Source organism: Mesorhizobium sp. M0244 (genome assembly GCF_040321795.1).
Classification (GTDB): Bacteria; Pseudomonadota; Alphaproteobacteria; order Rhizobiales; family Rhizobiaceae; genus Mesorhizobium.
Genome location: NZ_JAMYSE010000014.1, coordinates 1 through 23,841 on the forward strand (window position 1 = coordinate 1; position 23,841 = coordinate 23,841).

At 61.0% G+C, this 23,841-nt stretch carries 21 protein-coding genes; 6 read left to right on the forward strand and 15 right to left on the reverse strand.

All coding sequences use genetic code 11. The annotated features are described in order from the left end of the window. Positions 1–1,156, forward strand: a 1,156-nt coding sequence (locus NKJ08_RS12320) for a cupin domain-containing protein (RefSeq protein ID WP_352781865.1), incomplete at its 5' end; no start/stop codon positions are given. Positions 1,157–1,264: 108 nt separating this feature from the next. Continuing rightward, positions 1,265–2,110, forward strand: coding sequence for a formate/nitrite transporter family protein (locus NKJ08_RS12325; protein WP_352778379.1), 846 nt, complete (start codon positions 1,265–1,267; stop codon positions 2,108–2,110). A gap of 421 nt (positions 2,111–2,531) precedes the next feature. Here NKJ08_RS12325 and NKJ08_RS12330 read toward each other — a convergent pair whose 3' ends face one another. The 7 genes from NKJ08_RS12330 to NKJ08_RS12360 all read right to left on the reverse strand — a co-directional run bounded on the left by NKJ08_RS12330 (position 2,532) and on the right by NKJ08_RS12360 (position 11,495). Then, complete coding sequence (locus NKJ08_RS12330; protein WP_352781866.1) at positions 2,532–2,744, reverse strand: hypothetical protein; 213 nt, start codon at positions 2,742–2,744, stop codon at positions 2,532–2,534. After that, complete coding sequence (locus NKJ08_RS12335; RefSeq protein ID WP_352781867.1) at positions 2,728–3,423, reverse strand: hypothetical protein; 696 nt, start codon at positions 3,421–3,423, stop codon at positions 2,728–2,730. The genes NKJ08_RS12330 and NKJ08_RS12335 overlap by 17 nt, the downstream gene beginning before the upstream one ends. 193 nt (positions 3,424–3,616) lie before the next feature. Next, positions 3,617–3,976 (reverse strand): hypothetical protein, encoded by a 360-nt coding sequence (locus tag NKJ08_RS12340; protein WP_352526920.1) that lies wholly within the window; start codon positions 3,974–3,976, stop codon positions 3,617–3,619. A gap of 439 nt (positions 3,977–4,415) precedes the next feature. Continuing rightward, positions 4,416–6,242, reverse strand: a complete 1,827-nt coding sequence (locus tag NKJ08_RS12345) for an FUSC family protein (RefSeq protein ID WP_352781868.1) — start codon at positions 6,240–6,242, stop codon at positions 4,416–4,418. Positions 6,243–6,719: 477 nt separating this feature from the next. Beyond that, entirely contained in the window at positions 6,720–7,739 is a 1,020-nt protein-coding gene (gene cydB / locus NKJ08_RS12350; protein ID WP_352781869.1) for a cytochrome d ubiquinol oxidase subunit II, read from the reverse strand. 4 nt (positions 7,740–7,743) lie between these two features. Continuing rightward, positions 7,744–9,165, reverse strand: a complete 1,422-nt coding sequence (locus NKJ08_RS12355; RefSeq protein ID WP_352781870.1) for a cytochrome ubiquinol oxidase subunit I — start codon at positions 9,163–9,165, stop codon at positions 7,744–7,746. A 5-nt stretch (positions 9,166–9,170) separates the two neighbouring features. Beyond that, on the reverse strand, positions 9,171–11,495 hold the full coding sequence (locus tag NKJ08_RS12360) for an FdhF/YdeP family oxidoreductase (protein WP_352781871.1): 2,325 nt from the start codon (positions 11,493–11,495) through the stop codon (positions 9,171–9,173). Positions 11,496–12,513: 1,018 nt separating this feature from the next. Here NKJ08_RS12360 and NKJ08_RS12365 point away from each other — a divergent pair. Further along, the gene (locus tag NKJ08_RS12365) at positions 12,514–13,503 is read left to right on the forward strand and encodes an aldo/keto reductase (protein ID WP_352781872.1); all 990 of its coding nucleotides are present in this window, start codon (positions 12,514–12,516) and stop codon (positions 13,501–13,503) included. A gap of 8 nt (positions 13,504–13,511) precedes the next feature. Further along, the gene (locus NKJ08_RS12370; protein ID WP_352781873.1) at positions 13,512–14,108 is read left to right on the forward strand and encodes an NADPH-dependent FMN reductase; all 597 of its coding nucleotides are present in this window, start codon (positions 13,512–13,514) and stop codon (positions 14,106–14,108) included. Between the two features lie 202 nt (positions 14,109–14,310). Here NKJ08_RS12370 and NKJ08_RS12375 read toward each other — a convergent pair whose 3' ends face one another. The 7 genes from NKJ08_RS12375 to NKJ08_RS12405 form a co-directional block, all read right to left on the reverse strand. Continuing rightward, the gene (locus tag NKJ08_RS12375; protein ID WP_352781874.1) at positions 14,311–15,918 is read right to left on the reverse strand and encodes an MHYT domain-containing protein; all 1,608 of its coding nucleotides are present in this window, start codon (positions 15,916–15,918) and stop codon (positions 14,311–14,313) included. Positions 15,919–15,969: 51 nt separating this feature from the next. Continuing rightward, on the reverse strand, positions 15,970–17,139 hold the full coding sequence (gene pqqE / locus NKJ08_RS12380; RefSeq protein ID WP_352781875.1) for a pyrroloquinoline quinone biosynthesis protein PqqE: 1,170 nt from the start codon (positions 17,137–17,139) through the stop codon (positions 15,970–15,972). Further along, positions 17,136–17,432: a pyrroloquinoline quinone biosynthesis peptide chaperone PqqD gene (pqqD, locus tag NKJ08_RS12385; RefSeq protein WP_352526911.1), complete on the reverse strand. Its 297-nt coding sequence runs from the start codon at positions 17,430–17,432 to the stop codon at positions 17,136–17,138. The genes pqqE and pqqD overlap by 4 nt, the downstream gene beginning before the upstream one ends. Continuing rightward, complete coding sequence (locus NKJ08_RS12390) at positions 17,432–17,926, reverse strand: thiaminase II/PqqC family protein (RefSeq protein WP_352781876.1); 495 nt, start codon at positions 17,924–17,926, stop codon at positions 17,432–17,434. Before NKJ08_RS12390 ends, pqqD begins: the two co-directional genes overlap by 1 nt. After that, positions 17,923–18,861 (reverse strand): pyrroloquinoline quinone biosynthesis protein PqqB, encoded by a 939-nt coding sequence (gene pqqB, locus NKJ08_RS12395; RefSeq protein ID WP_352781914.1) that lies wholly within the window; start codon positions 18,859–18,861, stop codon positions 17,923–17,925. The genes NKJ08_RS12390 and pqqB overlap by 4 nt, the downstream gene beginning before the upstream one ends. Positions 18,862–19,318: 457 nt before the next feature. Further along, positions 19,319–20,647: a PQQ-dependent sugar dehydrogenase gene (locus NKJ08_RS12400; protein WP_352526949.1), complete on the reverse strand. Its 1,329-nt coding sequence runs from the start codon at positions 20,645–20,647 to the stop codon at positions 19,319–19,321. 26 nt (positions 20,648–20,673) lie between these two features. Then, positions 20,674–21,126, reverse strand: coding sequence for a DUF2231 domain-containing protein (locus NKJ08_RS12405; protein ID WP_352526909.1), 453 nt, complete (start codon positions 21,124–21,126; stop codon positions 20,674–20,676). 329 nt (positions 21,127–21,455) lie between these two features. Between NKJ08_RS12405 and soxC the strand changes: the two genes are divergently transcribed. After that, on the forward strand, positions 21,456–22,745 hold the full coding sequence (gene soxC / locus NKJ08_RS12410; RefSeq protein ID WP_352781915.1) for a sulfite dehydrogenase: 1,290 nt from the start codon (positions 21,456–21,458) through the stop codon (positions 22,743–22,745). Continuing rightward, on the forward strand, positions 22,732–23,271 hold the full coding sequence (locus tag NKJ08_RS12415) for a c-type cytochrome (protein WP_352526907.1): 540 nt from the start codon (positions 22,732–22,734) through the stop codon (positions 23,269–23,271). Before soxC ends, NKJ08_RS12415 begins: the two co-directional genes overlap by 14 nt. 24 nt (positions 23,272–23,295) lie before the next feature. On the opposite strand, the gene NKJ08_RS12420 is transcribed toward NKJ08_RS12415, so the two are convergent. After that, entirely contained in the window at positions 23,296–23,703 is a 408-nt protein-coding gene (locus NKJ08_RS12420) for a cupin domain-containing protein (RefSeq protein ID WP_352526906.1), read from the reverse strand. Positions 23,704–23,841: the final 138 nt, after the last annotated feature.

The following is a 23,841-nucleotide window of genomic DNA, read 5'->3' on the forward strand; positions in this document are numbered from 1 at the left end:
CAATCCGGATGAGCCGCCGCAGGGCGCAATAAATGCAAATCCCGGTAGCCTATCGGACCCCGGCCCAAAGAATCCGGCGGTCGCGGATCAGCTGCCGTCTTTCGAAAACCCACCCGCAACCGATGTCGGCGGCATGCCGAGGTTCTGGTCCTCGTTCAACATTGCATCCAAGCGCATTCAGGGCAGCGGCTGGGCCAGACAGGTCACGGTCGCGGATTTCCCGATTTCGACGTCCGTCTCCGGCGTCAATATGCGACTTGGACCTGGCGGCATCAGGGAGCTTCATTGGCATCTTGCTGCCGAATGGGGATACGTCACGAATGGTAGCATGCGGGTGACAACGCTCGATCAACTGGGCCAAGCCTATGTGCAAGACATCAAGGAAGGTGACATCTGGTATTTTCCAGCAGGCTCTCCGCATTCGCTCCAGGGTCTCGGGCCAGACGGTTGCGAGTTCCTGATCATCTTTGACAATGGTGAGGCCTCCGAATTCAATACGCTTCTTGTGACGGACTGGTTCGCCCATACGCCGCCGGAAATTCTGGCCCAGAATTTCGGCGTGCCCGCCGACAGTTTCAAATCGATACCGCTTCATGATCTCTGGATATTCCAGGGACAAGAGCCAGGTCCGCTCGCCGCCGATCAGGCCGCCGTGCGGTCCGGCGGCGCGCCTGCGAATCCGTTCACGTTTTCGCTGCGCGATAGCGTGCCGGTGAAGGAGAATTCCTCAGGCGTAGTCCATCTCGCCGATAGCCGGACATTCAAGGTATCGACGACGATCGCCGCGGCCGTGGAGACGATCAAGCCCGGTGCCCTCCGACGAATGCACTGGCATCAAAATGCCGACGAATGGCAGTACTGGATAAAGGGGCAAGGGCGCATGACCGTGTTCGATGCCGGTCCTCGGGCCGAAACGGCCGACTTCCAGTCCGGTGACATCGGCTATGTTCCGAAGAACCAAGGTCACTACATCCTGAATACAGGCACCACCGACCTGCAGTTTCTGTCGATTTTCAAGGCGCCGGAATACCATGAGGTCGACCTATCGGACTGGCTCACCCACGCTCCGTCCGAATTGGTCGCGCAGCACCTGAATGTCGATCCGGCTGTGCTTGCGAAATTTCCTAAAGAGCAGCTCGGCATCATGCCCGGCTGACGGCAGCCGATGCCAGGGCCAAAATCGCTTTGGGCGTGCCGATGATCGAGCCGCTGCACTGATTGGCTATTCCTCGCAACAACTGTCCAACCCAAAAGGATGGTCATCATGAACGACAGTCTCTCGCCCGTCGAAATCGTGGAGGCAATGGTCGACCTCGGCGCCGCCAAAGCTGCTCACCGTCCCACCGATCTGTTGATTCGTGGCATGTTCGCTGGAGCACTGCTCGCCTTCGCGACCAGCCTGGCCCTGCAGGGCGCGCTTCAGACCAATATTCCGCTTGTCGGCGCCCTCATCTTTCCGGCGGGGTTCGCCATGATCGTCGTGCTTGGCCTGGAGCTTCTGACCGGGAATTTTGGTCTGGTTCCATTGGCAGTACTTTCTGGACGCACCACGGCCTTGCGGATGTTGGCGAACTGGATCTGGGTCTTTGCCGGCAACATGCTAGGAGCCTTGATCTTTGCCATGCTGTTCTACTTCGTTCTGACCGACGCCGGCAACGCCGGAGCCGGCGCGCTGGGGGACCATATCCGAGCGCTCGCCGAGTCTAAGACGATCGCCTACGAGCCATATGGGTACGGCGGTCTGGCGACAGGATTCGTCAAGGCGATGCTATGCAACTGGATGGTCTGCCTTGGCGTCGTGATGGGAATGAGTTCGAGGTCCTTGCCCGGCAAGATTATCGGATGCTGGTTGCCCATCTTTGCGTTTTTCGCGTTGGGATTTGAACATTGTGTCGTCAACATGTTTGTCATACCCATGGGAATGATACTGGGAGCCAAGATCAGCTTCGCTGACTGGTGGTACTGGAATCAAATACCAGTGACCTTGGGTAATATTGCTGGCGGGTTTCTGTTCGCCGGCCTTCCTCTTTATTGGACATATCGGCGGCGGGGCAATACAAGCGTGTCAACTCCGGCAGTGAGAACAGCGGCGTTCGGACCGACCGCCTGATCGGATTCGAAGGTTGTCGCGCGCCAGGCGCAAGGCGGTCGCCGAGGGCAGGCCAATAAAGCCGAGACGGTCGACCAACATCATCGTCGCGGTCGCCCGAGCCTTTCGAGCATCTGACCAGCAGCGAAGACAAGCTACAACCGGGACGTCGTCCGAAATGATCCGACGAGCGTTCGAACCGTACCTCACGACCTCACGAGCAGGGCAGACGAAAAGGGGACAGGTCTCGGTCTTCCCCTGACTCAACGTCACGTCGAACGTCGCGGCGGCGTCCCTACGTCGAGAATGAAGTCGGTCGTGGCACGTCGACTCGGAGGTGCTTTCTGTCGATTCCGGAGGGCGCCTGATCGTAGGATAGGTTGGAGGCCTCGAACCTGGCCGCGGAGAGCCGGTGCGTGCTCATACACAACGCGGCGCGCGGTCAGTCGAAGATCGGCTTTCCGATCGCGTTCGAAAAGATGTTGCCGAGATAAAAGTGGAGCTGTGCACGCACGCCAATGTCGCGGCCCGAGCGCTCATTGATCGGAAGGATCGCTTCCACCCCGAGTTGGGCGTACTCGCCCACCCAGATAACGCCCAGATTGATCGTGCCCGTGGTCTCTCCAGCCAACGGCCCGTCAAGCGGCGTCTGCATTGCGAATTCCACCAGCGGTACCAAACCCCTTGGCGAAGCGGTGAGCACCTCCCTTGCCAGCGGAATACGAATTGGTGAGCAGGCTGTATTCCAGGGCGAAGCCCCATTGCAGGACGTTTGGGTTGTCGATTGTGGTGGCGCCGGTCACGGTGGTGGATTGGGTTGGCAGCGCGATTCCAAGGGTCGCGGTGACATTGATCGGACGCAGCCACCCCATCGAATCAGACAGATCATCGAAGCCCTTGCCCATGTAAACGGTCGGCGTCAGGGTCGAGAACGACTTGGCACCAATGTCAGACGATCCGGTGCCGCCCAGCGCCACTGTGCCGCCTACCGAGAAGACGAACTCGTGCTCGGGATTGGAATAGAGTTCATACTGGGTGCCGAGCACTAAATTGTCGAAGCCCGCGCGCGTGCCCGCCTGATCGACGATGCGGTAGTTCTCGGTGAACGACACCGACCAATCCGGGGTGAGGAGCTTGCTGTAGGAGAAAGGAAAGTCGACCTCGCGCGAGGTGGTGTCAGGCAACCGCACCAATTGAGGAAAATTGACGAAGTCGGCCGGAGTGGGAACGACGGTCGCCAGAGTCGCGGGGAAGAAGCGGTCCCTAACGTAGGACGCCGACGCTTCCGAAGATGAACGAAAGACAATAAGAAGCTCGGCACCGCCATGTACCACGCCCGATCAGCCATCCTACTCTCCTACCGACAAGTTCATCCTTTGCGTCAGGTGCGTTCATCATAGAGGGCGACGACGATCCTAAGGATTCGGCGTTGATCAACTCGAATTGCCTGGGGCCGGCGACGTCGTCGACTTGGGTTTCGTACATCCACTGGCGGTGGGAATTGGGGGCGATCATCCTCCTGGACATTCACGCGCAGAGCCTGCCGCTTGGGGCGTGGATGGGTCGGTTCAGTGGGGCATCGTCTTTCTCTGTGAACCAAAGCAAGGCGATCAACAAATCGGAATAAATGGCGAAGCAAATCAAGAACGATCTGGTGACCGCGTCCGTGCTCGAGACCGCGAGCACGGCGAAAAGGCAGAGCGGCGCTACCATCGTGACGAAGAGTTCGAACCAGTGCGTCTCACCGAGACGGCCGCACCGGCGTGACATTGCATCGATGTTCGGCGAGTCGAGCGGACCAATGCCGGCAGAGACTGCGGAGGCAAACACCGAACCTTGCCCACCGCGGCGCAGAGCGAAGAAGGCCCCGAGTTCGACCGCACTCATGGGCCTCAGCCTCCAGGCCGAACAACGCGATCGGCCGTCGACATCGGCGCGCCCCAGCCTCCGGTCGCGGATTTGCAAGGCCGGATTGATTTACTGGCTGCCATAGGTCGAAATCCTTGCGTTTGAGCGTGGAGCATCGCGCTCAGACGATGAAATGTCTTTCGAAAACGCCGCCCTAGTTCAAGCTTCGCCCGCTGCGCATATTGGTTTGCCACTGGCGCGTCGCCGGTGACCCGCGTGCCGTGACCTGGCCGGGCGAAGGAGGAGGGCGCTGGCGGCGATGAGCCATTGTCTTCGTCGAGGATGATACCTCGTTTCGCGCGGCGCTGAGGAGGTTTTTCGCACGGTCGACTGACGCACCGAGGGGCGTGGCTGGCGGCGTTCTCAGAGTTGTGAGTGCGTCTACAACCTGCTAACGGGGGCACGGCGCCGAACAGTCTCATCGCACGCTCGCGCGCTCATCGCGTATTGCTGCGACGCGATCCAGCGCAGCATCCAGGCGCAAGAGCAAGTGAACGGCGTGAGAGATGGGATCGTCGGCCCCTGCCGGAACCACATTGTTGGCGGTATCGGCGCCTGCTACCGCTCCCGCCGTTTTGGACCCTGCGCCTGTCAGGTAACCCAGCGTGGCGTCTGTGCGCGCGAGCGCATCTGCGGCTATTTTCGTAAGCCCGGCGTCCTCGATGCGACCGCTTCTTAGGCAGATTGTTCCGAGTTCTCGCCCCCAATTCTCGCATGCGCCTAGCACCATGACGCGCCTGCGCAGCCTTTCGCGGCGTACCATCCCGAAGCTCGACTGCTCAGATGCAGCGACTGCTTCGAGTTCGCGGAAACGTTGCCCGGTCCCGAGGATGTGGCTGGCGAGGTTGCGCGTCGGCTTGCCTTCCAGCAGCACGGCGGCGGCGCCCCTCACCAAATTGCGCAAGGCATTCAAGAACGCGGCGGCCGCCTCTTCCGTCACATCCCGTTCGCGCCGCACCAGCACGAGGCACGCGACCAGCACGCCCGACGCGACGCCGATAGCCGACTCCTCCAGACGCGTCAGCAGGACATCGAAGGTGAAATACCCCATCATCCCGAACATCAGGCCGAGGATCACCGTAATCCAGAAGACCATGACGCTGTAGGCGATGACATTGGCCTGAAAGGCGAGAAACACGGCGATGACGATGGCAACGATGCTCTGCAGCTCGTGACCGGACAGCAGTGTCGCCAGCAACTGGCCCGCCACCAGTCCGGCCGTGGTGCCGATGACGAACGCGGTGCCTTTTGCCACGGACTCGCCACGCGAACGCGTTTCCCGGAACATGACGAAGGCTGCAAACGCCGCCCAGTACCAGCGATTGGGAAGGATCAATTCGCTGCACGCGATAGCGAGGGTCGAGGCGGTCGCCGTCTGCAGCGCCGGACGCCATCCAGGTGGAGATGCCGCCGGCGGAACGAAGGCCGGATAATCGGGCTCGCCCACCGGCATCTCGGATAGGACGTGGCCGAGCATATCGAGCGCTCCGCCGAGACGGCCTGGCGCAGGGGGCAGCGGCGCTTGCTGGCCTGCAGCCCCGATCACCTCAATCCGCGACAGCAGGGCTACGCGCTCCTCCGGACCGCCGAGATCCTGCAGGGCAATCTGCTCGACACGTCGCGTCGCCAGCTGTATTTCGAACAGCTGCAGCCAGCCCCAGCCCGGGTAGGCCGGCTGCTGAGCCGACGACACGAGCCGTGCCTGGGCAAGCATGATGATTTCATCAAGGCGAGAGGCCTGCCGTCGGAGGCGGCGGCGGCTCGCAGCCGTCCACGAGCCCTTGCCTACCGCGGCTGCGACGAGCGCAAGCACCTTGCTGATGCAACTACGGACTTCGTGGCGCAGGCGCTCGATCTCGGACTCCGGCCGCTCCGGAATCAGGACGCAACGCACCAGCGCGGCAACGGTCGCGGCGACGACTATGACCAGTAGTCGCAGCGGCAGAGTTTCGGCCGGCTGCTTCGAGACGAGCGCGATCAGGTAGGCGATCAGCGAAACCAGCCCGATCGATCCATGACGTGGACTGCGAACCGAGAAGAATGCGATCACGAACATCATGGCAGGCAGCAACACTGCGTCCGCCATCGGCTGATCGATCAGCAGCGCGGCGACGATCGTGGATGCGCATGCCCCAACCCCGCCAATCGCAATGGTCGTGAGTTTCTGGTGGATGGTGCTGTCGCGAACCGTGGCGGCGATGAAGAGGGCGATGGCAAATCCAAGGACGCGGTCGATGACCGGCACACCGGCGATGGTACCCATCAGCGCGACGATGACGAAGGTTGTCAGTCCAGCGAGGGTTGCGCTGACGGCGGCGATCAGGCGCAGCCAGCCTGGGTCGGGCGGGAACAGCCGGTCGAGTGCCGCTCGCACCAGACTCATGCCGGGCGACCGGCGGCAGCAAACTCGTTGAGTTTCTCGTGACATATATTGTTTTTCGTCGGGCAATATCCCGAAGCATTGGAACGCACGGGTCATAGGGGACGAAAATCGAGGTTTTCATTTTCGTATGGCACAATCGGTAGTGCGGCGGCCCTCTAGCCCTCAAAGCCACCAATCTCATCGGTAACGTTCTTCATTCCCACGTGCTGCAAATTTGCCGCGCCGAGTTCGACTGGTTGCCCTGATTACGCAGAACGATGACGCGCTGGTCACAATCGCCAGGAACGATGCGTACGTTGTGCAGTGCGCACTCGGGTCGCACCCCAGCAGAAGCGCGGACTAGTGCTCGCCATAAGCCGAATGCTCGACCTTGCCGCGGAACACCCAGTAGGCATGGGCTTGGTAGGCCAGCACGATCGGAATGATAATGACGATCCCGACGCCCGCGAAGGCAAGCGCTTGAGGATCGGCGGCGCCGTCCCAGATCGAAATGTGCCTCGGTACGATATAAGGCCAGAGGCTGACCGCCAAACCTGCAAAGCCAAGAAGGAACAGCACAGCGGAGAGGATGAAAGGTAATGTCTCGCGCTTGCCCCAGAGGCTGCGCCAGATGAAGCAGGCGATGATGGCGGCCGACAACGGCAACGGCGCGAGATAGGCTATGTTGGGCCAGACAAACCATCGGCTTGCGACATTGGGCTCGGCCAACGCGGTCCAGCCACTGACGATAGCCATCATCGCGGCGGTCACAATAAGTGCTGCATGCGCAACCTCGCGGGCAAATATCTGGGTCGAGCCCTCCGTCTTCCAGATGAGCCAACCCGCGCCCAGAAGCGCGTAGCCGCCCAGGAGGCCGAGCCCGCAGAGCAGTCCCAGAATCGTGAAGCAATCGAAGGGCCCGCCGGAAAACATGCCGGCCTCCATCGGTATGCCGCCGATGAAACCGCCGAGGACGAACCCCTGACAGAGGCCAGCCAATATCGATCCACCCGCAAATGCGATATCCCATACCCAGCGATATGACGCAGCCCGCAGCCGGAAGCCGAACGCGATGCCTCGGAATATCAGTGCGAACAGCATGAACATGATGGGCAAATAGAAGGCCGGCAGCAGTACGTAGTAGCCGGCCGGAAACGCGGCAAAGAGCAGCGTGCCGCCCATGACGAGCCAGGTCTCGTTGCCGTCCCAGACGGGTTCTATACTGGCCATCATGACATCACGGTCCGCATCGCGGGGCGCGGCAAGGAAGAGAATCCCGACGCCGAGATCGAAGCCGTCCGCCAGCACATAGACGGCGACGGAAAAGGCGGCCACCGCAGCGAACAGCAGCGGAAGATCGAAAGGGAGCAAACTGTCCATCGCGTCATTCTCCCGGCGCGTGGGCGAGGCCGGCCACGGGCGGCGTGGCGGCATTTGCCCCGGCCAGGGTGGGGCCGGATCGGTCCAGTCCCGGCCTCGTCGATCCCGGGTCGGTGATCGAGGCGGAGGGTCCCTTGAGGGCGATACGCGCGGCAAACCAGAAGAAAGCAATCAGCAGCATGTTGTAGACGGCGAAAAAGATCAGCAGTGTTGTTGTGACAGCGCCCGCGCTCACCGGCGCGACGGCGTCTGCCGTGCGCAGATGCCCGTAGATGACGAACGGCTGACGGCCGGCTTCTGTCGTGGTCCAGCCGGCAAGCACGGCGAGAAAGCCGAGCGGTGTTACCGCCATCGCCAGGAGTTGGAACCAGCGTGTCTCAAAGAGGCGTCCGCGCCAGCGCAGCACCGCGCCGATGGTCGCGGTTGTGACCAGGACGATGCCGATGCCGACCATGATGCGGAAGGCGAAGAATACAATGGGGACATAGGGGCGGTCGTCACGCGGCACGGCCTTCAGCCCCGGGACCTCGCCGTTCCAGGAGTGCGTTAGATAAAGGCTGGCTATGTGCGGGATGTCGATCGCGAAGCGGTTCTCCTCGGCCTGCATGTCCGGCCATGCGAGCACCGTCATCGGCGCACCGCGCGTGGTGTCCCACAGGCCTTCCATCGCGGCGACCTTGGTCGGCTGATAGACGAGGGTGTTGCGGCCGTGGATGTCGCCCAACACGATCTGGAGCGGCGCCAGAACCAGAGCCATCCACATGGCCATGGAGAAGGCGATGGTCGAGGTTGTGCGATGCTGGCGGCGCCAAAGGTGGAAGGCTGAGACGCCGGCGACCACGAAAGAGCCGGTTAGGATGCTCGCGCAGACCATGTGCGCCAAGCGGTAGGGGAACGACGGGTTGAAGATCACCGTCCACCAGTCCACCACGTGATAGATACCATGTGCATCCGCGACCGCACCTGCCGGCGTCTGCATCCAGCTATTGGCGGCAATAATCCAAGTGGCGCTGAGCAGCGTGCCGACCGCGACCATGCAGCAGGAAAAAAAATGCATGCCCTTGCTGACACGGCCCTCGCCAAACAGAACGATGCCGATGAAGCCGGACTCGAGGAAGAAGGCCGTCAACGCCTCGTACATGAACAACGGTCCGAGCACATTGGCGACCGAGCGCGAGAAGCCGGCCCAGTTGGTGCCGATCTCGTAGCTGAGCACTATGCCAGTGACCACACCCATGCCGAAGCCGAGGGCGAAGATGCGGCTCCAGAACCGCATCAGGTCGCGGTAGACGAGCTTGCCTGTCCACCACCACAGGCCGCTGAGCCAGGCAACGAAGCATGCGATGCCAATAGTGAAGGTTGGCCAGAGAATGTGGAATCCGATGGTGAAGGCGAATTGCAGGCGCGCGAGTTCGACGGCGTCCATCGGCATCATACTCCTAGCCGAACCACGTGCTCGGCCGTCATCTCATGACCGTGCGATCGGACCAAGCGGATCTGGATGGCCTTTGAAGATGGCGTGAAGCTGCTCGGATCACGCAAATACAGTGGCACCAGTGGATTCGTCTCAGGATAATAGGCCGCGCAGCAGCCGTCCGGGAATGCGTAGGGGACGATCCTGAACTCTCGCACGGCACGCTTGATGCCGTCGGTCGACTGTGTCACGAGATCGACGCGATCATCAGCTTTCAGTCCGCGTTTATCCATCTCCCTTTGGTTGATAAACAGCACGTCGCGCTGTCCAAAAACGCCGCGATACCGATCGGACAGCGAGTATATCGTGGTGTTGTACTGGTCATGGCTGCGGACCGTAGTCAGCCACAGCCCATCCGCGTCGCCCGGGTCCGGATCTTCCCCAAGACCTTCAAACACCAGAAAATTGGCCCGGCCCGACGGCGTCATCCAGATGCGCTCGCGCGCTGTCGAGGCAAGATGAAATCCTCCGGGAACTCTCACACGAGCGTTGTAGGCCTGGAAAATCGGCAACACGTCCTCGATCGCGTCACGAATAAGATCATAGTCAGCGACTAACCCGTCCCAGTCCACGACCGACCGTGCCCCAAGTGTCGCTTTTGCCATTGCGGCGACAATGGCCGGTTCGCTCAACAGACGTTCGGATGCTGGCCGATTCTGGCCCGCCGACGCGTGCACCATCGACATGGAATCCTCGACGGTGATGGACTGGGGGCCTGTCGCCTGGTTGTCGACCTCGGTACGTCCCAGACAAGGAAGGATCAGCGCCTCGCGGCCGATAATCAAATGGCTGCGGTTGAGTTTGGTCGATATCTGGACCGTCAGATCAAGGCTGCGAATCGCGTTTTGTGTTTGCTGCCAATCCGGAACCGCGGCCGCGAAATTGCCTCCCATGGCGATGAAGACCTTCACTTCGCCGCGGACCATGGCTTCAAGGGCGGTGACGACATTGTGGCCGTGGGCACGGGGTGGTTTGAAGCCGAACCTGCGCTCCAATCGGTCAAGGAATTCATCCGAGGGAGTTTCCGTGATGCCAACCGTGCGGTCGCCCTGCACATTGGAGTGACCCCGCACGGGGCAGACGCCAGCGCCAGGCTTGCCGACATTGCCGCGCATGAGCGCCAGGTTGGCGATCTGCTGCACGTTCTGCGTGCCTCTGGAATGCTGGACAATGCCCATTCCATAGACGAGGATCGCCCTGTCGGCACGCATATAGACCTCGGCCGCCGCCGTAATATCGGCTTGGCTCAGTCCGGACATGCGTTCGATCGCGTCCCATGGCGTGGCACGAAGATCGGCAACAACTGCGTCAAGACCCTGGGTGTGGCCGTGGATGAAATCCCAGTCGAGCACGTGCGGCTTATCGGCGGCAACAGCGGATTCGTCCGCCTCGACAAGCACCTTCATCATTCCCTTCAGAACAGCGACATCTCCACCAACGCGGACCTGATAGAGCTTGGAGCTGATCGGTGTCGACGTCATCGTCACCATTTCGATCGGGTTTTGCGGTGCCTGAAAGCGCTCGAGAGCACGCTCGCGGAACGGGTTGAACGAGATGATCGCCGCACCGCGCCGTGATGCGTTATGAAGGCTGGTCATCATACGTGGACTATTGGTGCCTGGGTTCTGGCCAAATATGAAGATTGCATCCGCAAGGTCGAAATCCTCCAACAGGCACGTGCCTTTCCCAACGCCCAGAGATTTCGGCAAGCCTACGCTTGTCGATTCATGGCACATGTTGGAGCAGTCCGGAAAATTGTTGGTGCCAAACTCGCGCACAAAGAGCTGGTACAGGAATGCCGCCTCATTCGATGTCCTGCCCGATGTATAGAACTCGGCGGCGTTCGGGTCGGCAAGGCCGTTCAGATGGCGCCCAATCAAGGCAAAGGCATCATCCCAGTCGATCGGCAGGTAGCGATCGGAAGCGCGGTCATAAACCATCGGGTCGGTGATGCGGCCCTGCATTTCCAGGTCATAGTCGCTCCAGCCTTCGAGTTCGCTCACGGTGTGCGCTGCAAAGAATTCCGGCATGCAACGCCTCGCCGTAGCCTCCCAGGCGACTGCCTTCGCACCGTTTTCACAGAATTCAAAAGATGATGTGTGTTTGGGGTCGGGCCATGCGCAGCCTGGACAATCAAAGCCGGTCGGCTGGTTCATGCGCAGGAGCGTCGTCGAGCCACTGAGGGCGATGCCTTGCTCTGTCAGGGCTGTTCCGGTCGCTCGCAACGCGCCCCAGCCTCCGGCCGCGGATTTGTAGGGCCGAATCGACTTCCTGGGTGCCATGCGTTGAAATCCTCGAGATTGGGTGCGGAGTGTTGCGCTCGAGCGAAGAAATGTCTTTCGAAAACGCCGCCCCAATTCGAGTTTCGCCCGTTTCGCCGATGGCTTTGCTATTGGCTTCTCGGCGAAGTCAGTCACCAGCGTGTTAATCCTGGTCTCGCGAGCGGCGCCAGTTCGGTTAGCTGTTCTCGCCAAATCAAATAATGCGCCCAGCGGATAGCCTCCGGCAAAAATCCTCAACTATGGCTCTGCCCAAATAGGTTACCCAGCCATACCTACGGATGATTCATGCCAATAGAAAAATCTATGTATGCTTTTGTGAATTTCGGTGCGGCGGGTTTTGCTGGGGCGCTGATTTGTACAGCACTTAAGCTCAATACATGCCGAAACCTCTGGTCGCGAAATTCGCAAGGCCTATCGAGAAAATCATGAAGAAATCGTCAAATTACTGTTACTGTTGCGGAGGCCTAAACCCTCCGAAAACACATTACTATCTCGACAACTTCAAAAAACGCTTTTCTGCGATGCGTTGCAGGGATGGAGCAAGAGAATGGAATGCCTGAACTGCGCTTGTGAGGTGAAGATACCTCGCCAGTACTACTTCTGCTCCCTGGAATGTTTCGGCGAGACGACCCGCAATACCGACTGGAGGATGTTGAGCGATGGACTTCCGCCTAGTGGCCGTCCTGTTGGCAGCCAGTCCCGCACTGGCCGAGGTCCAAACGTCCCACGTCCCAGTTCGCCCTTCCGAGGGAACTACGGACAGGGGCACGAGAAGTGGCACAACATCTAGCTGGGCTTGCATAAAGAGTGCCGGAACACCCCTGCTCGCCGAACGAAGCCGCCCCACATTTGCGCGGCTGGGAACAACGTCCACGGTTCATACTTCCTGACAACGGAACTGATCTCGCTGTCGGAAGGATGGAAAGGGATGACGCAATGTTGCGTTGTAAACAGGAGCTACGACATGGATACACTTCAACGGTCGACATCAGTCGCAAAGGCCCTCGCAACCCGCCGCTTGGGCCGCACCGACATGCAGATTACCCGTGTCGGGTTCGGCGCCTGGGCGATCGGCGGAGCCGATTGGGCCGTTGGTTGGGGTGCACAGGACGATGGCGACTCGATCACTGCAATACGGCATGCGGTGGAACGCGGTATCAATTGGATCGACACGGCGGCTATTTACGGCCTCGGCCACTCGGAAGAGGTCGTGCGTCAAGCGCTCGCTGAGATCCCGGCCAATGAGCGGCCTTACGTTTTCAGCAAGTGCGGCCTCATCTGGGACGAAAACGATCGCCAAGCGCTCCCCAGCAAAGTCGGCGCGCCCGCAAGCATCCGCCGCGAGGTGGAAGCCTCGTTGAAGCGCCTCGGCGTTGAGCGCATCGATCTCTACCAAATGCACTGGCCGGCCGAGGATGGCACGCCGCTCGAAGTGTACTGGCAAACGCTCCTCGACCTGAAGAAGGAGGGCAAGGTATGTGCCGTCGGCCTTTCCAATCATAGTACCGCGCAGTTGGAAACGGCCGAAAGCCTGGGCCATGTCGACACGCTGCAGCCGCCGTTCTCCGCGATCCGCCGCGATGTCGCCAAGGCCGAACTGCCCTGGTGCCACGCTCATGAGACCGGCGTCATTGTCTATAGCCCCATGCAATCCGGCCTCCTCACCGGCCGCTTCACGACCGCACGCGCCCGGGCCCTGCCGAAAGACGACTGGCGATCCCGCAATGCGGAATTCTCCGGCGAAAAGCTCACCCGCAACCTGGAGTTCGCCGATGCCTTAAAACCGATCGCGGAGCGTCACAGCGCCAGCGTTGCCGCGGTTGCGATCGCCTGGACGCTGGCCTGGCCGGGGGTGACGGGTGCGATCGTCGGCGCCCGCAGCCCGGCTCAGGTGGACGGCTGGCTCGACGCCGCAAGCCTCGAATTGACCGGGCGGGATTTGGCTGAGATCGCTGCCGCCATCGAAGCGACCGGCGCCGGTTCGGGCCCGTTGCAGCCCGGAAAGTGATCGCACCGATGACGATCATCGAGGCACGTAGTCAGGCGCGGCTCCTCGGCTTGCCGGGGAGCCTGCGCCGAGGCTCTTACTCCCTTGCCGTCCTGCGAGGCCTCCAGCTCGCGTTGGGTCCGGCGGTTGATCTCCAGATCGGCGACCTGCGGCTGCCTCTTTACGACCAGGACGAAGATGGAGCATCGACACCGCAGACGGTGCAGGCGTTCAGGCAAGCTGTTGCGGAAAGCGACGGGATCGTAATCGCGACGCCGGAGTACAATCACGGCATTCCCGGCGTCCTCAAGAACGCGCTTGACTGGGCGTCGAGGCCTCTCGGTCGATCGGCGTTGACCGGCAAAGCGGTGCTCGTCATCTCCGTGTCGCCGGCCTTTACCGGCGGCGTTCGTGCTCAGGCACAGGCCAACGAGACGCTGCTCGCCATCCAGTCACGTCCCGTTCTCGGTCCGCAGGTCGTCATCGGTAACGTTGCCGACAAGATCAGAGATGGACGATTGGTCGATGAGCCCAGCCTGCGCTTCGCCTTATCGGCGATTGATCGCCTGATCGCCCTTTGTCCAGCTGTTCGTCAGGCCGAGTATGCGCACCCGTCGTCGAGCTGAGGTCGGGATATTATCCAAAGACACTGCGGTGAAAGGAGCCGTAGACTAACGCGCCGGATGGCGGCGACCTTATCAGGGCTCGTTTCGGCCATTGTCCGGATGCCGTAGGCAAGCACGTGATCTGCGTCCTCATAGAGGCGCGCATCGCAGCGGCGAAGGGGCTCCTTGTCCTCACCTGGCGACTCGTTCTGCACGTAGAACGTCATGCGGCCTGCTCCAGACGCGAGGGCAAGGCAAACTGAAACGTGGCGCCCGGCCCCTCATTGGGCGACGCCCAGATCGTTCCGCCGTGGCTCTCGACTATAGAGCGGCAGATCGACAGCCCCATGCCCATGCCGCTAGGCTTGGTGCTGTAGAACGCCTCGAAGATCCCCCTGACGCTTTGCGGATCAATGCCGACGCCCGTGTCCCGGATGGCTATCAGCACCTGCCCGGGGCCATGCCTTTGCGACCGTATGGCCAGCTCGCGCGGCCGGCTGTCGACCGAGGCCATGGCGTCCACTCCATTGACCAGCAGGTTGATGATCACCTGCTGCAGCTGGACCCTGTCACCGAGCACGGCTGGCAGCGTCGGAGCCAGTTCCAGGCGCAGCGACACCTGGTGTTTGAGCACCTCGTGCTGCACCAGCGGGATCACCTCGCTGATCGCGTCGTTGATGTTCAGCGCCGCCTTCTGTGTCTCGGTCTTCCTCGAAAGCGCGCGAAGTCGCTGGATGATCTCGCTTGCCCGCCTGCCATTGTTGATCATGGCATCAAGAGCCTCACGCACCTCGGCGAGGTCCGGCACCTCGCGGTCGAGCCACTGCAGGCAAACCTCACCGTTGGTGACGATGGCGGCGAGCGGCTGGTTGACTTCATGGGCGATCGAGGCGGTCAGCTCGCCCAGCGTTGTCACGCGCGCGACATGCACGAGATTTGCCTGCGTCTGACGCAGCGCTTCTTCGGCGCGCTTCTGCTCTGACAGAGAGGCGATCAACGCGCAGGCCAGAACAACGAACGTAACGCTGGCAACCGCCAGCGCTAGATTGGTTTGATCGAGATTTGCGTTTCCTTGGGCGTCGTGAACGGAGCCGTGAGCGGTAAAAATGGCCGCTTCCATAGCCGTGTAGTGCATGCCGGAAATGGCCAGGCCCATGACGATGGCGGCAACGAGTTTTTGTTCAGGAGCCGTGGTTCGGAATGCCAGCCATAGTGACACCGTCGCCGCGCCAATCGCTATGGCCAGGGAGAGCGCAACGAATAAGCGGTCGTAGCTGAGCTGGGCGGGCCCCCGCATCGCCGCCATGCCGACGTAATGCATAGCCGCAATGCCAAGTCCCATGCAGATGCCGCTGAGCATGAGGCGAAACGGCGATGCCCTTCGGCGACTGATGACGTAAAAACCGCCGCCGGTTACGAAGATCGCAACCGCGAGCGAAAGGGTGGTCAATCCGATGTCGTAGGACATCGGAGACGGCATGATGAAGGCGAGCATGGCGACGAAGTGCATTGACCATATTCCGCCCCCCATTGTGATCGCGGCCGCCACCAGCCACAGGTGACGCGCAAGTCCTCGCGTGGCCACCACGTGCCCACCGAGATCGAGGGCAGTGTAAGACGCGAAGACGGCGACCAGAATCGAAAAAGCGACGAGATACGGATTGTGTGTTCCGGTAACGATCATCGGGATCAGCCCAATTTTCAGATCCGAGTCCCTGGGCGACCTATCCGCCAATGTGCCGGTTGGGCCTACCACAATCCGATCCCAGAAGCCATCGGCTCGACCCAGGATACGAGCTGCGGTACGCACCGAGGTCAGCTGCGATTCCACGAAGGCTCGTATGCAGTGATGCCGATCCTGTGGAAGTATTTCCAGTATTGTTTACGGAAATCTATCTCGACCACTAGGCGCGTTTGGCAGGCCGGGTTGTGGCGGGGCTATGCGGCGATACACGAAGCTTTCAGCGGCTTTGTCGCTTTGGCTTCCCACCGAAACCGCAGTTGTGAGGGCATCGTCGATAAACTTTCCCATGCGAGCGTGGATCGGCGACTTGATGCAGGCCGGGTCTGTCGCGGCGGGATCGCCGGCAATCGCCATCGCCTGACATCGGCAACCACCCCAGTCGATCTCGCGCCGTTCGCAGCCACGACACGGCTCCTGCATCCAATCCGTTCCACGGAAAGCGTTGAACGACGGTGAATCGGCCCAGATCTCGGCCAGCGTGCGTGGCCCGAAACGCTCGAAGCGTAATGAGGGGATCGTCTGCGCGGCGTGGCAAGGCAACACAGTGCCGTCGGGTGCGACCATGAAAGCGTCATGCGCCCAACCGCCCATGCAGGGCTTGGGATAGATCGCGAAATAATCCGGCGTGACGAAATCGATGTTCATGATCCCACGCAGCCGCTCCTGGGCGGCTTCGACAATTTCCACTTGCCGCTCGACGGAAGCGCGGCTCGGCATCAACGCATCGCGATTGACGAGCGCCCAGCCTGCATACTGTACGTTGGCTATCTCCAGCCGCTCGGCGCCAAGCGAGAGCGCAAGCTCGATGAATTCCGGCACTTCCTCGATATTGTGGCGGTGGATCGGCGCGTTAATGGTGAGCGGCAAGCCAGCCGCCCGCACGCGCCTCGCCGTCTCCCGCTTCTTCTCAAAGCCGCCGCGATAGTGTCCGATCAGCTCGGCCGTCGCCGATCGTGCGCCCTGGAAACTCACCTGGATATGATCGAGACCGGCCTCGGCCAAGGCTTCGATGCGGCCTTCGGCGATGCCGACGCCGGCGGTGATGAGATTGGTATAGACGCCGCGTTCGGAAAGGCCGGCAACCAATTGCTCGAGGTCGCGGCGGAGCGTCGGCTCGCCGCCCGAAAGATGGACCTGGAGAACGCCGAGGTCCGCGGCTTGCCGGAACAGATCGAGCCAGGTTTGCATATCGAGTTCGCGATTGGCCTTTAGGAGTTCGGTTGGATTGGAACAATAAGGACATTGCAGCGGGCAGCGGTGGGTCAGTTCCGCCAGCATGGCGATAGGTGGGATATGGGACCCGTTCATAGCGACACCAACAATTTGTCGCTCCACTCCTGGAGGAAAGCGGTGACGTCGCCGGCCACTTCTCCCTCCGGTGCGTCATATGCCACTGCGAGATCGGCGATGATCTGGCCAACGGGGGAGCGTCCGTCGCAACGGCGCAGGATGTCGAGGCTGATGTCGTTCGGCCAGAAAATTTGCTCCGGTGAAAGTACGGCAATAGCCTGTCGCACGGGATCGAGCCGGATGCGCACATGTTTTGGCAGCGACGGCACCGACCGCAGCGAGACCATTGCTCTTTCGCGCGGCGCCGTCATTATGCTTCCTGCGGCCGGAAAGCGCCGGGCGGGATGTTCTTCTCCTCGCCATAGGCATGCTGAAGCGCCGGTACGCGCTCGCCTATAATCGCTGGTGAGATCAGTTCCGTCAGGGACGAGGCGACCGCCAGCCTCCCGCTTTCCACGGCATCCGCATCAAGACCGAGCGAGGCTGCGAGATGCAGCCAGCGTGCCACGCCGCCGCTCCGGCCATCCTCGCCGTCATGGTCCTCTATGCGCTTGCGCCACGCCGCCCGAAAGGTCGGATCCTTGGCGCGCGCGAGGATCGTGGCGTCCTTGCGGGGAATGACCGCCTGGTAGCAGTAACGGTTCAACGCCCAGGCCTGCATCTCGATCTTCGATAGGGAGCCCGCGGTCATCCTGTGGTGGAAGAGGTGGCGATTGTGACAGCGCTCGGCGCCTACCTGCCGGAGCACCGCTTCCAGTCCCGTTGCGGACAATCCGCTTCTGGCCGCGTCATGGAAACCGCTCACAATTCTATCTCCATGCCGTCATCTGCGACTTCCCAGCCCGACGCCCTGACTACCGCATGTTCGGACGAGTTTTCGTCGAGAACCGGATTGGTGTTGTTGATGTGGACAAAGATGCGGCGTCCGATCTCCGCGCCGGCCAGCCTGGCGATCGACCCTGTCTCTCCCGACATTGCGAGATGTCCCATGCGCGCGCCGGTCTTCTCTCCGACGCCGGCTGCGATCATCTCGTCGTCGGTGTAGACCGTGCCATCGAACAACAGGCAGGCCGCGCCGTCCAGACGCGAGCGCAAAACCGCATCGATGCGCGCGCAGCCGGGAATATAGAAGACCGAGCCGCCGCCATTGTCGCTGGTGATGCGCACCCCGATCGTATCGCCCTTGTCGGAACTGAAATCGGCTTCGGGCAGGGCGGAATCCTCCAGATAGAGCGCCACCTTTCCAGGAACTGCGAAGCTCTCGATCGTCACGCCAGTTTTCCGGCCGTTCGCATCGCAAATCTTCAGTTCACCTTCCGGCGGGAGCACGCGCCGCGGCACGATTGCCGGATCGAGCACGTTGAAAATTGAATTCGCCTCGAGTACTGCCAGAACCTGCGTCGCTGCATAGATGGCGAAAGGCTGGCGCTCGCGCAGGGTGAGCAGGCCGGCGACGTGATCGACATCGCCATTGGTAAGCACCACCGCTCGGATCGGCGTCGAGCGCGGCGGCGCGGCGGCGCTGGGCTCCAATTCGGACGTTTGCGCGATCTGTTGGCGGATGTCGGGGGAGGCGTTGAAGAGAACCCAGTCGCGACCGTCGGCGGATGCAGCGAGGCTCGATTGCGTCTGCTGGGAGATGCCCGCTGCCCCGGCACGGGCCGCACGGCTCAGCCGGTAATTGCAGTTCCACTGCGGAAAACCGCCGCCTGCGGCCGATCCGACGATCTTCAGGCCCACGGTGGTTTCCACTTCGCGGCGTTCTCCATCGCCCCCAGAAATCGCAACCGTGGAAGCGTCACGGCCGACATCGTACGCGTCCAGGCTTGTCATGGGTTTACCCGATGGGAAGGTGCGTGCCCCTGACCCGGGGACACGCACCTCTGCTGCCTATTTCTTGGGAGTCATTCTTGCAGGCAGATACCGCGATATTTCCAGGCTTGCGGGGACCTGGCACATGCTCGGTTTGGTCCAGCTCTTCTTCATTTGTTTTCTCCTGTTGCGCCGGTCCGAAAGGACCGATCCGGTCGCTGATCAGCCATTGCGAGGCATCGGTGTGCAATGGCTCGTCCATCACTTTGAAAATGGACAAATGAAACAAAACGTCCTGAAAAACTCGAAACCGAATCCGGCAGCATCGTCCGATGCTGCTATTGCGGATCGTTGCAGCCGGATTCTTGTTCGATCGCCTGTTGCGTCAGTTGTTGGACGCGGTCGGGGAACCGTTCGACGACACCCGCCATACGGTGTCTCCCAGGTCGTCTGCTACCAACAGTGCGCCGGATCGATCGACCGCCAAACCAACAGGCCGTCCGCGCGCCTGATTGCTCGCATCGAGGAAGCCGGTGACGACGTCCTGCGCCGGGCCGCTGGGCCGTCCGCCGCTAAACGGCACGAAAACCACCTTGTAGCCATTGAGGGGGGTTCGATCCCAGCTTCCATGTTCGCTTACGAAGGCACCGCCGTGGTAGCTTGGGGGAAGATTGGTGCCTGCATACATCGCCACACCCAATGGCGCCACGTGAGAGCTCAAGGCGTAGTCCGGCGGGATCGCCGTGGCCACCAGGTCCGGTCGCTGCGGTTGGACCCGCGGGTCGAGGTGCTGGCCGTAATAGCTATAGGGCCAGCCGTAGAAAGCTCCGTCCCGAACCGAGGTCAGATAATCCGGAACCAGGTCGGGACCGATCTCGTCGCGCTCGTTGACGACGGCCCAGAGCTTGCCGGTCACAGGCTCCCAGGCAAGCCCTGTCGGATTGCGCAGGCCGCTGGCGAAGATACGATGGGCGCCCGATGCCCGGTCGACCTCCCAGATCGCAGCTCGTTCATATTCGGCCCCAATTCCGTTCTCGGTGATGTTGCTGTTTGATCCGACCCCCACATAGAGCTTGGAGCCATCCGGGCTGGCCACCATACTTTTTGTCCAATGATGATCGATGGGTCCACCTGGCAGGTCGGTTAGCTTGGTGCCGGGGGCACTGATGCTGGTTTGCCCGTCCTGATAGGGATAGCGGACGATTCCATCGGTGTTGGCAACGTAGAGATCATGGCCAACCAATGCGACGCCAAAGGGTGAATTGAGGCGGTCTAGGAAAACGGTTCGCAGCTCGGGAACGCCGTCGCCATTGGTATCGCGGAGCAGCGTGATGCGATTTCCGCCCTCGGCGGTTGCGCCAGCGTACCAGGTGACCCAGCTTTGAACTATGTCCTTGGGGCGGTAGATCGGCGCTTTCGGACCATTGCTTTCAACCACCAACACGTCCCCGTTGGGAAGGGTGTAGAGGGATCTTGGATGCTCAAAGCCGGTGGCGAAAGCATGGACCTGCAATCCCGCCGGCACCGTCGGAGTTTCCTGTCCCCATGCGACGACTTTCGCGACCTTTATCGGCGGTACCAAAAACTGCTGCAGCGCGGGCAGCGGGGGATTGGCACCGACCTGTTTGCTGGGGTCGCCGCCACCATTGTCACAGCCGGCGAGACCCAGCCCGGCAACAGCGACAACGAGAGAGGCCAGACGAGGCCGCTTCATCGAATGTGCAATTTTGACAGCGTGCATTATATGCTTGCTCCAATGCGATAGCGATATACCGAGCCGACCCAGGCACCGATCAACAGGATGATTATGGTGAGGGCGGAAAGCGTCAGGCCCGTTGGCACAACTGCCGTGTAGCCGTCGCGGCTGTGGACGAAGGCATTTATCAGCGAGAGCAGAACGGCGAGCGCGTAGCCAACCGCGTAAGGCAAGGCAAGCGTACGGCCTCGCTTGCCGCGGACAAAGTCGATTACGAAAGCTATGACCGCAAAGCCTGCCAGGATGAGGCCGGCCGTTATCAGCCAGATGGAGAACGTCTCCCACGTCACGGCTACGGTCTGCCAATAGACGATATCGGTGACCAAAGCGCCCGCGAAGCAAGCGATGGAAAACGCCACCAATAGCGGAAGAATTGCTTGTCTTCCGACGGTCAAGTCCATCCGGTCGGGTGAAGTGCTGGTGCTATCGGTTGTCATTGTAGTGCCATCCGGTTACCCAAGTTACACCCCGAACGTAACCGCAGGTCGATGAGCCGGACTATTAAACGAAGGCTTATCTATCTGTTACGTCCGGTTGAGAAGGGAATACTTAGGTTTAGGGTCGGTCGCCTAACGGCAAGAATGACGCAAGAGCAGCAATCCTCGGCAAGCGGTGCCTTGCCTTGATGAATTACAATTCATCGACGCGCGGTCGCCATAGCTCCACACAATAACGGCTGGTCAACGTCTTGCTGACCGATGATGTCCCGTTCCGATGTCCCGTTTGCGGTGCTTTATCGTCGCTGTGTTCGAATGGAGGAGACGCGATGACCGTGCCAACCGACGTCGACAATGATCTTGGCCTGACATCACGCCGGCGGTTTCTGCGCGAAGGTGGTGCGTTGCTGGGCGGAGCCGTCGTCGCGGGCAGCCTCGCGGGCAACGAAGCGCTGGCCGCAAGCGATAGTGCTGACAATCTGCCGCCCAACATTCCGGAATGGATGAAGACGCCCGGCGACCCGATGGGAAGCCAGCCCTATGGAACGCCTTCGCCGTTCGAGAAGGGCGTTATCAAGAATATCCCGAAGAATCTGCCGCAATATCTGTCCGCATCGGGACGGACGCCGCTGCAGGATCTCGATGGCATCATCACGCCAAACGGACTGTTCTACGAACGCCATCATAGCGGGGTGCCCACGATTGATCCGGCGCAGCATCGACTGATGCTGCATGGCTTGGTGGACAAGCCTCTGATCTTCACCATGGATGACATCCGGCGCTTCCCTTCGGAATCGCATATCTATTTTCTCGAATGCTCCGGCAATCCCTCCTACAAGAAACCCTACGGCAAGACGGCATCCGACCTTGTCGGTCTCGTGAGTTGCGCCGAATGGACCGGAGTCAGCCTGAAGGTCGTTCTGCAGGAAGCAGGACTGCAGCCAGGCGCGAAATGGGTCGTTGCTGAAGGCGCGGATGCAGCAGCGATGACACGCAGCATTCCGATCGAAAAATGTCTCGACGACGCGATGCTGATCTACAGCCAGAACGGCGAGCGCCTACGCCCGCAGCAAGGCTATCCGCTGCGGCTTCTGCTGCCGGGTTTTGAGGGCAACATGAGCATAAAGTGGCTGCGCCGTCTGCACGTCACTGCGGAACCGACTTACTCACGCGAAGAAACATCCAAATACACCGACCTGATGCCAGACGGATCGGCACGTGACTTCACGTTCTACATGGAAGCCAAGTCCATCATCACGCGGCCCTCGGGTGGCCAACGGCTGAGCGCACCGGGTTTTCACGAGATCAGCGGTATCGCCTGGAGCGGACATGGCAAGGTCAAGCGGGTAGAGGTTTCGGTCGATGACGGCAAGAGCTGGCAAGACGCCCAGCTGCAGGAGCCGGTGCTGACGCGGGCGCTGACGCGCTTCAGGCTTCCCTGGCAATGGGGCGGTGGACCGGCCGTGATTCAAAGCCGAGCAACAGACGAGACGGGTTACGTCCAGCCGACATTGGCCGAGCTTCTCGCCGTGCGTGGCGACAATTATTATTACCACAACAACGCCATTTGGCCGTGGCGCATCGCAGCGGATGGCGAGGTGTCCAATGGCAACGCGTGAGTTTTGTATCGCGGTGCTCGCCGTGCTTGGGCTGGCATTCGTTGTGCGCGCTCAGGCGCAAGGCCCCTACGGCATCGGTCGATCAGCAACGTCGGCTGAGATTGCGGGCTGGAACATCGATATCGATCGCGACGGCAAAAACCTTCCGCCGGGAAGTGGCAGTGTCAGTCAAGGCCGTATGGTGTTCGATCAGCAATGCGCGTCCTGTCATGGCGCGAAGGGCGAGGGCGGGCTTGGCGACAAATTGGTCGGCGGGAAAGGCACGCTGGCGACGCCAAATCCGGTCAAAACCGTTGGCAGCTATTGGCCGTACGCCCCGACATTGTTCGACTACATCCGCCGCGCGATGCCGCTGACGGCGCCGCAATCGCTGAGCGACGAGGATGTCTACGCGGTCTCCGCCTACATCCTCAATCTGAACGGACTGCTTCCGGCGGATGCAACGCTCGACGCCAAGACACTGAGCGCGATCGAGATGCCGAACCGGAGCATGTTCGTCGGCGATCCCCGTCCCGACGTGCCGTGACGTGTCTCGCACGAAGCGTAACCGTCATGGCCACGTATGATTAGGGAGGTTCACCACGATTGGCGTTGGGGTGCTCCTGACGACCACCCAGTGAAAAGGCTCCGAATCCGATGGATTGATCTCCATGTGTGGCAGGAATGCAGGCACATGAATGAAATCGCCGGCTTTCGCGCTCGCGGCGTATTCTCCCCTCACGCCCCAGCGGACTTTGCAGGTGCCCGATAAGACATAGGCAATCGTCTGCTGCTCTCCATGATGGTGGATGCCTGTACTGGCTCCAGGCATGACCTCGAACAGCCCGCCCCATATCGCCGATTCGATGCCGAGCTGCGGCGCGACCGCGGCCAGGCGAACGGAGCCAGGCGTCTGTGCCGTGCCCGCGTCGAAAGTGGTCGGGCTGATAATACGAATTGAGGGATATTCCGTCACCATGTCTATGGATGGCTCCTTGTCGGTGGTGAAAGGCGGCCTCAGTTCGAGGCATGGTTGCCGCTGGATTCAGCAGCGGGCCTCGCGGCGCGCTGCCATCCATCAATCGCGTTGAGCGCAGGCATACAGCTTTGCTCGCAG